Below are 7,884 nucleotides of genomic sequence, written 5' to 3'. Positions count from 1 at the left end.
CCCGCCATCGATCCGCCCTCCCCTGCTCCTCATGCGCGCCAAGCCCGTCCCTGGCTCTTGTGTCGGCGGCTTGGCCGCCCTCATGTGGCTTTCGCGGATCGACCGATTTGTCTGGAGTACTGCGTGCTGTCCTTTGCGGATCAATGTGCTGGAACGTCGGCAGTCGTCAGGGGTGAGCCCGTGTTGATCCAGGGCGGTATGGGGGTGGGGGTGTCCGGGTGGCGGCTGGCGCGTGCCGTCGCGATGACGGGCCAGCTCGGCGTGGTGTCGGGCACCGCGCTCGACGTCACCCTGGCCCGCCGCCTGCAGCACGGCGACCCCGGCGGCCACCTGCGGCACGCGCTGTCCCGTTTCCCGGTGCCCGCCATCGCCGAACGCGTCCTCGACCGCTATTTCGTGCCCGGCGGAATCGCGCCCGGCGAGCCGTACCGGCCGGTGCCCCGGCTCGGGTTGCGCCCCAGCGAAGCCCGTGACGAGCTCACCGTGGCCGCCAACTTCGCCGAGGTCTTCCTCGCCCGGCAGGGCCACGACGGCCCGATCGGGGTCAACTACCTGGAGAAGATCCAGCTCGCCACCCCGGCCGCCGTCTACGGGGCGATGCTCGCCGGCGTCGACTACGTGCTCATGGGCGCTGGCATCCCGGCCGAGATCCCGAGGCTGCTCAACGCGTTCGCGGCGCACCGCCCGGCGGAGATCACGGTCGCCGTGGCCGGCGCCGGGGACGCCCGGCACACGGTCGGCCTCGACCCGGCCGCCCTGATGCCGCGCCCCACCGTGCCGCCGCCGCGGCCGAAGCTGCTGGCGGTCGTCTCCTCCCACGTGCTGGCCGCGTACCTGGCCCGTTCGCCGGAGACCCGTCCCGACGGGTTCGTGCTGGAGACGCCGGTGGCCGGCGGGCACAGCGCCCCGCCTCGCGGCAGACCGAGGCTGGACGAGGCCGGTGAGCCCGTCTACGGCCCGCGCGACGAGGCCGACACCGGCAAGGTCGCCGCGCTCGGGCTGCCGTTCTGGCTGGCCGGCGGCTACGGCACGCCCGAGGGCCTGGCCCGGGCGCAGGCGGCGGGGGCGGCGGGGATCCAGGTCGGCTCGGCGTTCGCGCTGTGCCGGGAGTCGGGGCTGGACGACGCGCTCCGGCGCCGGCTGGCGGATCGGGCCAGGCGCGGGGCGCTGGAGGTGCGCAACGATCCGCGGGCCTCGCCCACGGGTTTCCCGTTCAAGGTCGCCCGGCTGCCCGGCACCCTGTCGGAGCCCGGCCCGTACGAACGGCGGCCCCGGCTGTGCGATCTGGGCTACCTGCGCACGCCGTTCACCAGGCCGGGCGGCGGGATCGGCTACCGTTGTCCGGCCGAGCCGGTGGACGGTTACGTGCGCAAGGGCGGCCGCGAGGAGGACGCCGAGGGGCGGCTCTGCCTGTGCAACGGCCTGACCGCCGCCATCGGCCTGGGCCGGCACCGCGCCGACGGCTACCACGAGCCCGCCCTGCTCACCCTCGGCCAGGACACCGGGTTCCTGCACGATCTGCCCGAGGACCACACGGCCGCCGACGTCGTGGCCAGCATTCTCGGGACCGCGGTCCCATGAGAGCTCGGTCGAAAGAAGGCTCGCCGCCCCTTGGCGAGCTCCCGACCCCCTACGACCGGATGTTCGCCGTGTACGCCGCCGCGCTGGCGGGCTCGTCTCTGGCCGCCTCCAGCAGGGCCGCCTACCTGCGCCGCGTCCGCGCGTACCTGGCCTGGGTCACGGCGGCGTCGGCGCGCGGGCTGCTGCCGGCCGGGCCGCTGGCCGACACGGTCACGGCCGTCCGTACCGCGCACGCCTACCACGACCTGCTGACCGGCCGTTACGCGTGGCGCACCGTCAACGGCGTCCTGGCCGCCGTCGAGGACTTCCACGCCCGGCTCCGGCTGGGGGCGACCGGCATCCCTCGCGCCCGCGCCGCCGTCCGCGAACGCTGATCCGCGGCTCGTCCGATAGTGGGCATTACGCGTTGGCGGTGCATGCCCGTGCGCTGGTCAGCGTGAAGCGGTGAAAGCCGCCGTGCCTTGCGTCAGCGGTCGTTGGTGAGCATGGCCCGGCAGGCGGGGTTCTCGTGCGGGATGCGGCCGTCGCCGAGCTCATCCGCCGGGGGCCGGGTGGCCCTCGGCCTCGCTCGCCCACGCGTACGGCGGATGGCAAGTCGAGGCGCTTCGAAGTCCAACCAGACGATCCGCACGTTCCAGGCGGCGACGAAGTGGTACGGACAGATCCCGAATCGCTTCGGCGGCATATTGACAGTTGCTTCGTGCCCGATCCACACTCTCGGCTAGTGGTACGGACCAATTCGCCCGCCTCTCCTCCTGGAGCGCCATGCGTACGACCGTCCCCGTCCGACTGGCCGCCGGCGACCCCCTGGTCGAAGTCAGGTCGACACGCTGCTCGGGGGTGGTGCTGACGACCGCGGTGACCGGCCTGTCGGTGTTGCCGTGCCGTAACGGCTTCCGCAACCTGCCGCTGCAGGAGGAGGCGGCGTTGTTCTTCACCCTGCAGAGGTTCTTCTTCCGGGGCGTCGGAGAGGGAGCGGTCGAAGGATGACGCAGGAGACCAAGTACGCGACGCTCCGGCGCGTACTCGCCGAGCTCATCGACACGCGGATGGCGCCGCACGACCCGCTGCCGAGCGAGCGGGAGCTGATGCAGCGCTACGGCGTGAGCCGCATGACGGTGCGACAGGCCGTGGAGGGCCTGGTGCGCGACGGGCGCGTCTACCGCGTCCAGGGGGCGGGCACGTTCGTCACCGACGCGGGGAAGATCACCAAGTCGCTGACGTTCAGCTCGTTCAGCGAGGACATCAGGGCCAGGCGCATGGTGCCCGGCGGCAAGCTGCTGCGGCTGGAGAGCGAGCCCGCCGAGATCGACGTGGCTCGGGACCTGTTCGTGGAGCCGGGCACGCCGGTGGTGCACGTCACCCGGCTGCGCACCGCCGACGGCGAGCCGATGTGCCTGGAGAACGCCTGGGTGCCCGAGCACCTGGTACCGGACCTGGCCTCGCGGCGGCAGGTGGAGAGCCTGTACGACGTGCTGGAGGCGGCCGGCGCCGCGCCGGAGCACGCGGACCAGACGATCTCGGCCACGGTCGTCAACCGTGAGCAGGCCGAGTTGCTCGGCGTGCCGAACAACTTCCCGGCGCTGCGGGTCTCGCGGGTGACGCACGACGCGCGCGGCCGGGTGGTGGAGCGGGTGATCAGCCTGTACCGCGCCGACCGCTACGACTACCGGTTGTCGATCGCGAGAGGCCGCAGAACGTGAGGCTGGGCGTCGACATCGGCGGCACGAAGATCGCCGTCGGGCTGGTGACCCTGGACGGCGGCATCCGCCGGCGGGCGTGCGCGCCGGCCCCGGCCGCGCAGGGGCCCCGCGCGGTCGTGCGGGTGGCGGCGGAGCTGGCCCACGGCCCGGCTGCTGGAGGACGCGCTCGGGCTGCCGGTGCTGGTCCGCAACGACGTGCACGCGTTCCTCGCGGGTGAGCTGGCGGGCACCGCCTGGCGTACGGCGCTGGGCGTGACCGTCGGCACCGGCGTCGGCGGGGCGCTCGCCCTGGACGGCCGCGTCGTGCCCGGCTCGCGCGGCGCGGCCGGTCACCTGGGACAGGTGCCGGTGCCCGAGGCGGAGGGGCTGGCCTGCTCCTGCGGCGCGGAAGGCCACGTCGAGGCCGTCGCCTCCGGGCCCGCCATGACGGCCGCCGCCGGAGAGCACGATCTGCGCCCGGTGGTCGAGCGGGCCGAGGCCGGTGACGCGATCGCGGCCGGCGTGCTGGCGCGCGGCGGCAGCACTGACGATCGCGCGGGCGGGGGCGGACATCGTCGCGCTCGACGCCACCTCGCGTCCCCGGCCCGACGGTCTCGGGCTGGGCGAGACGATCGGGCGCGTCCACGCGGCGGGGGCGCTGGTCATGGCGGACGTCTCCTCGGCGGCGGAGGGGGGTGGCCGCCGCCGAGCTCGGCGCGGTTTTCCCGCGTCTTGGACGAGGCCCGGTCGTGACCGTCTCCCAGGTCGTCAGCCACGTGTAACGGGACTGGTGACGCACGTTCGAGTCGTGCCGCTCCGGCCTGGCGGAGCTGGTGGAGCGCGTTGGAGCCGATCGCCCGCGCGCACGTGGTCGTGCAGGACACCTGCGTCCGGGCTACCGCCCGGGGCTGCGGACAGGACCGCGCCGTCGGCGGGGATCGCCTCGTCGCCGAACGCGTTGACGCCCGTAGGCCGGAAGGCGGAGCGTACAGGGCCAGGACGCCGGCGGTCTGCTGGGAGAGCCGATGGGGGATCTCTGACGGGACGCCGTCGACAGCGACCCAGGCGGGTCCCCTCGCCGGCTCCCGGGCGGCGTGGAACGGACCGATCGCCGACTCCGGGCGGTGTAGATGGGACCGGCCAGGCTCCCATGCGCCGTAGACGAGACCGGTCACCGGGCCCTCGGGCCGCGTGGACGGGACCGGCCGTCGGGAACGTCAGCGCGGCGGTGCCCGTCAGTGCGGTGCCGCATCGTCGAGTGCGCACGGATTCTTCTGATCAGTGGATGGTGTCAGTAGCCTGGCGTAGTGGTCCGTACAACTAAAGAGGCGATATTCCAGTACAAAGCTCACTTTGCGACAGTGGTCCGGACCTCTTCGGCGAGATGTTCGCTTCGGCTGGAGCTCGAAATATGCCGGGGTCGGCGGGAGTTCAGGCGGCGGTGCTCCTAAGGCGCGGACGATCCGACGGACGTCGATCAACTTCTGCTTGACCATCGGTAAAAGTCGCTCTTAACTGACATACCGTATGCACCTCGCATACGGCATGAAGCCCGACACACAGGAGCTTCCATGGACAAGGTCGGTGTGTGGCTCATCGGCGCACGCGGATCCGTGGCGACCACCGCGACCGCCGGCGCCGCCGCGATCAAAGCCGGACTCGCGCCCCCGCAGGGATGCGTGACCGAAACCCCCCACTTCCCCGCAACGCTCGTCCCGCTCGCCGGCCTCGTCTTCGGCGGTCACGACATCACCGAGACGCCTCTGCGCAAACGCGCCGAGCAACTCGGCAGGGCCGGAGTCGTCCCCCCTCACCTGCCCGATCTGATCGCCGCCGACCTGGACGCCGCCGACGCCGAGATCCGGCCCGGTCACGTGCCCGGCGACCGCGACCAGGCAGCCGCCGCCGCCCGTCTGAGCGACGACATCGCCGCCTTCCGCAGCCGCCACCGCCTGGCCCGGGTCGTCGTCGTGAACGTCTCCTCCACCGAGCCGCCCGCCGCCGAGCGACCGGAGTTCGCCCGGCTGGCCGACCTGGAGGAACGGCTCGCGGCCGGCGCCGACGTCCTGCCGCCGAGCAGCCTGTACGCCTACGCCGCCTTCCAGGCCGGCTGCGGCTACGTGGAGTTCACCCCGTCCACCGGCCCCACCCTGCCCGCGCTGGCCGAGCTGGCCGCCTTACGGCGGGTGCCGTACGCCGGGCGCGACGGCAAGACCGGCGAGACGCTGGTCAAGAGCGCGCTGGCGCCCATGTTCGCGAGCCGGGCGCTGCGCGTGCGCTCCTGGTCCGGGCTGAACCTGCTCGGCGGGGGCGACGGCGCCACGCTCGCCGACCCGGCCGCCCGCTCCAGCAAGCAGCTGTCCAAGGACCAGGTCGTCGCCGGCGTCTTCGACGAGCCCGTCGAGGGGCAGACGCACATCGACTTCGTCGCCGACCTCGGCGAGTGGAAGACCGCCTGGGACCACGTCACCTTCGAGGGGTTCCTCGGGGTGCGGATGGCGCTGCAGTTCACCTGGCAGGGCTGCGACTCGGCGCTGGCGGCCCCGCTCGTGCTGGACCTGGCCCGGCTGGTGGCCCGCGCGCACGAGCGCGGACGGCACGGCCCGCTGCCCGAGCTCGGCTACTTCTTCAAGAACCCGCTGGGCGGCGGCGAGCACGCGCTGGCCGCCCAGTACGACCGGCTGCGCGCGTTCGCCGAGGAGCTGTCGTGAGGGCGCTGCTGGAGCTGGTCCGGGCCCCGGCCGCGCTGTCGGTGCCCGGCGACACCATGGCGGGGGCCGCCGCCGCGGGCCGGTGCGCGAATCCGGGCCTGGCCGTGGCGTCGGTGCTCATGTACTGGTCCGGCATGGCGCTCAACGACTGGGCCGACCGCGAGGCCGACGCCGCCGAGCGGCCGGAGCGGCCCATCCCGTCCGGCCGGGTCCGTCCGGGGGCCGCGCTCGGCATCGCCACCGCCCTGACGGGGGCCGGCCTGGCCGTCGCCGCCGTCGCCGGCGGGCGTCGTGGCCTCACCACCGCCGCGCTGCTGGCGGGCGCGGTGTGGGCGTACGACCTGGGGCTCAAACGGACGGCGGCGGGCCCGGCCTCGATGGCGGCCTGCCGCGCCCTCGACGTGCTCATGGGCGCGGGCACCCAGACGCGCGCCGCCGTGCCGATGGCGCTGGCGGTCGGCGCGCACACGTACGGGATCAGCGTCCTGGGCCGGGCCGAGGTGACGGGGGCGTCGCCCGCGACCGCCGGGCGCGCGCTGGCCGCCAGCGGGGCGGCGGCCGCGCTGGCGGTCGCCTCCAGCGTGCGCGGCGACACCGCCGCCCGGGCAGGCGCGGGCGTCCTCATCGCCGGGTATCTCGCCTCGACCCTGCCGGTCCAGGCGGGGTTACGGGCCAGCCCCGACCCCGAGAGCGTACGGAGAGCCGTCCGCCTGAGCATCCTCGCGCTGATCCCGCTCCAGGCGGCGGCGGTCGCCGGGAACGGCCGGTTCGCCGCGGCGGGCGCGCTGCTGTGCTCGTTGCCCGTGGGCCGCTGGCTCTCGTCCCGGATGGCGACATCATGAGCGGCGTCACGAAGTGGGCGTACTGCACCAACGGCTTCGGCGACCACCGGCTCACCGAGGCGCTCGAGGTCCTGGCCGAGCTCGGTTACGCGGGCGCGGCGATCACCCTCGACCGGGGTCACCTCGACCCGTACTCCCCCGGCCTGGCCGCCGAGGTGTCCAGGATCGCCGGGCTGCTCGACCGGCTGGGCCTGGCCGCCGTCGTGGAGACGGGCGGGCGCTACACCCTCGATCCCTGGCGCAAGCACCATCCGACCCTCATCAGCGACGGCGCGGAACGCCGCGCCGAGTTCCTGACGACGGCGATGCGGATCGCCGCCGACCTGGGCGCCCCCGTGGTGCACCTGTGGAGCGGGGCCCGGCCCGACGGCATGAGCGAGCAGGACGCGTACACCCGCCTGGCCGGCCGGTGCGAACCGCTCCTCGACGTGGCCGACCGGACCGGCGTCACCCTGGGGTTCGAGCCGGAGCCCGGGATGCTCGTCCAGGACCTGGACGGTTTCGAGCGGCTGCGCGCGATGCTCGGCGCCCACCCGCGCTTCGGCCTCACGTTCGACGTCGGCCACGCCCACTGCGTGGAGCGGGAGGACGTGGCCGCGTGCGTGCGGCGCGCGCTGCCGTACACCGTGCACGTGCAGATCGAGGACATGCGCCGCGGGGTCCACGAGCACCTGGAGTTCGGCGAGGGCGAGATCGACTTCCCGGCGGTGCTCGCCGGGCTGAGCGGCTACTCCGGCCTGGTGGCGGTCGAGCTGGCCCGGCACGGTCACGCGGCCCCGCAGGTCGCCCGCCGGTCGATCGATTTCCTGAGGAGGGCATATGACCGAGGACTGGCTGAGCGAGGCCGTCCGGCGGGTGGAGGCTGACCCGAAGGCGATCCACCTGCTCTTCCCGCAGGCCGAGCGGCGCGGCGGCCCCGACGCGCGCGCGGCGCTGATGCGGGCGCTGCGCGGCGACCACACGGTGCTCCGCGACCTGTACGAACGCGGCGACAGCGGCGAGCGGCTGGCGATCCTGTCCGCGCTGCCCGACCTGGACGCGGGACCGGAGGCGGTGGGGCTGGTGGAG

The 7,884-nt window shown here is 74.2% G+C and carries 9 protein-coding genes and 2 pseudogenes; all 11 read left to right on the top strand.

Annotated features, from left to right (window positions below; translation table 11 throughout):
• Nucleotides 1–180: 180 nt before the first annotated feature.
• Nucleotides 181–1,581, top strand: coding sequence for a nitronate monooxygenase (locus tag C1J01_RS43875; RefSeq protein WP_235855066.1), 1,401 nt, complete (start codon nt 181–183; stop codon nt 1,579–1,581).
• Nucleotides 1,578–1,955: a hypothetical protein gene (locus C1J01_RS43870; RefSeq protein ID WP_146615948.1), complete on the top strand. Its 378-nt coding sequence runs from the start codon at nt 1,578–1,580 to the stop codon at nt 1,953–1,955. The genes C1J01_RS43875 and C1J01_RS43870 overlap by 4 nt, the downstream gene beginning before the upstream one ends.
• Before the next feature lie 391 nt (nt 1,956–2,346).
• The gene (locus C1J01_RS43865) at nt 2,347–2,571 is read left to right on the top strand and encodes a hypothetical protein (protein ID WP_111184938.1); all 225 of its coding nucleotides are present in this window, start codon (nt 2,347–2,349) and stop codon (nt 2,569–2,571) included.
• A complete protein-coding gene (locus C1J01_RS43860) occupies nt 2,568–3,284 on the top strand; it encodes a GntR family transcriptional regulator (protein WP_111184937.1) in 717 nt (238 codons plus the stop codon). The genes C1J01_RS43865 and C1J01_RS43860 overlap by 4 nt, the downstream gene beginning before the upstream one ends.
• Entirely contained in the window at nt 3,281–3,502 is a 222-nt protein-coding gene (locus tag C1J01_RS53360) for a hypothetical protein (RefSeq protein ID WP_268958809.1), read from the top strand. The genes C1J01_RS43860 and C1J01_RS53360 overlap by 4 nt, the downstream gene beginning before the upstream one ends.
• A pseudogene (locus C1J01_RS43855) lies at nt 3,414–3,779 on the top strand (ROK family protein); the annotation flags it as partial. The gene C1J01_RS53360 and the pseudogene C1J01_RS43855, both read left to right, overlap by 89 nt.
• Nucleotides 3,766–4,587 carry a hypothetical protein gene (locus C1J01_RS43850; RefSeq protein WP_235855067.1) on the top strand — a complete coding sequence of 274 codons (822 nt, stop codon included), beginning with the start codon at nt 3,766–3,768 and terminating at the stop codon, nt 4,585–4,587. The pseudogene C1J01_RS43855 and the gene C1J01_RS43850, both read left to right, overlap by 14 nt.
• 247 nt (nt 4,588–4,834) lie before the next feature.
• Nucleotides 4,835–5,974, top strand: a complete 1,140-nt coding sequence (locus C1J01_RS43845; protein ID WP_111184936.1) for an inositol-3-phosphate synthase — start codon at nt 4,835–4,837, stop codon at nt 5,972–5,974.
• Entirely contained in the window at nt 5,971–6,816 is an 846-nt protein-coding gene (locus tag C1J01_RS43840; RefSeq protein ID WP_111184935.1) for an SCO3242 family prenyltransferase, read from the top strand. Before C1J01_RS43845 ends, C1J01_RS43840 begins: the two co-directional genes overlap by 4 nt.
• Complete coding sequence (locus tag C1J01_RS43835) at nt 6,813–7,682, top strand: sugar phosphate isomerase/epimerase family protein (protein ID WP_111184934.1); 870 nt, start codon at nt 6,813–6,815, stop codon at nt 7,680–7,682. The genes C1J01_RS43840 and C1J01_RS43835 overlap by 4 nt, the downstream gene beginning before the upstream one ends.
• Nucleotides 7,636–7,884 (top strand): annotated as a pseudogene (locus C1J01_RS43830) (hypothetical protein); the annotation flags it as partial. The gene C1J01_RS43835 and the pseudogene C1J01_RS43830, both read left to right, overlap by 47 nt.

Origin of the sequence: Nonomuraea aridisoli, assembly GCF_003236395.1 — a bacterium.
GTDB lineage: Bacteria > Actinomycetota > Actinomycetes > Streptosporangiales > Streptosporangiaceae > Nonomuraea > Nonomuraea aridisoli.
Note: the sequence above shows the minus strand (reverse complement) of the source record. Positions and strands in the feature narration are given on the sequence as shown.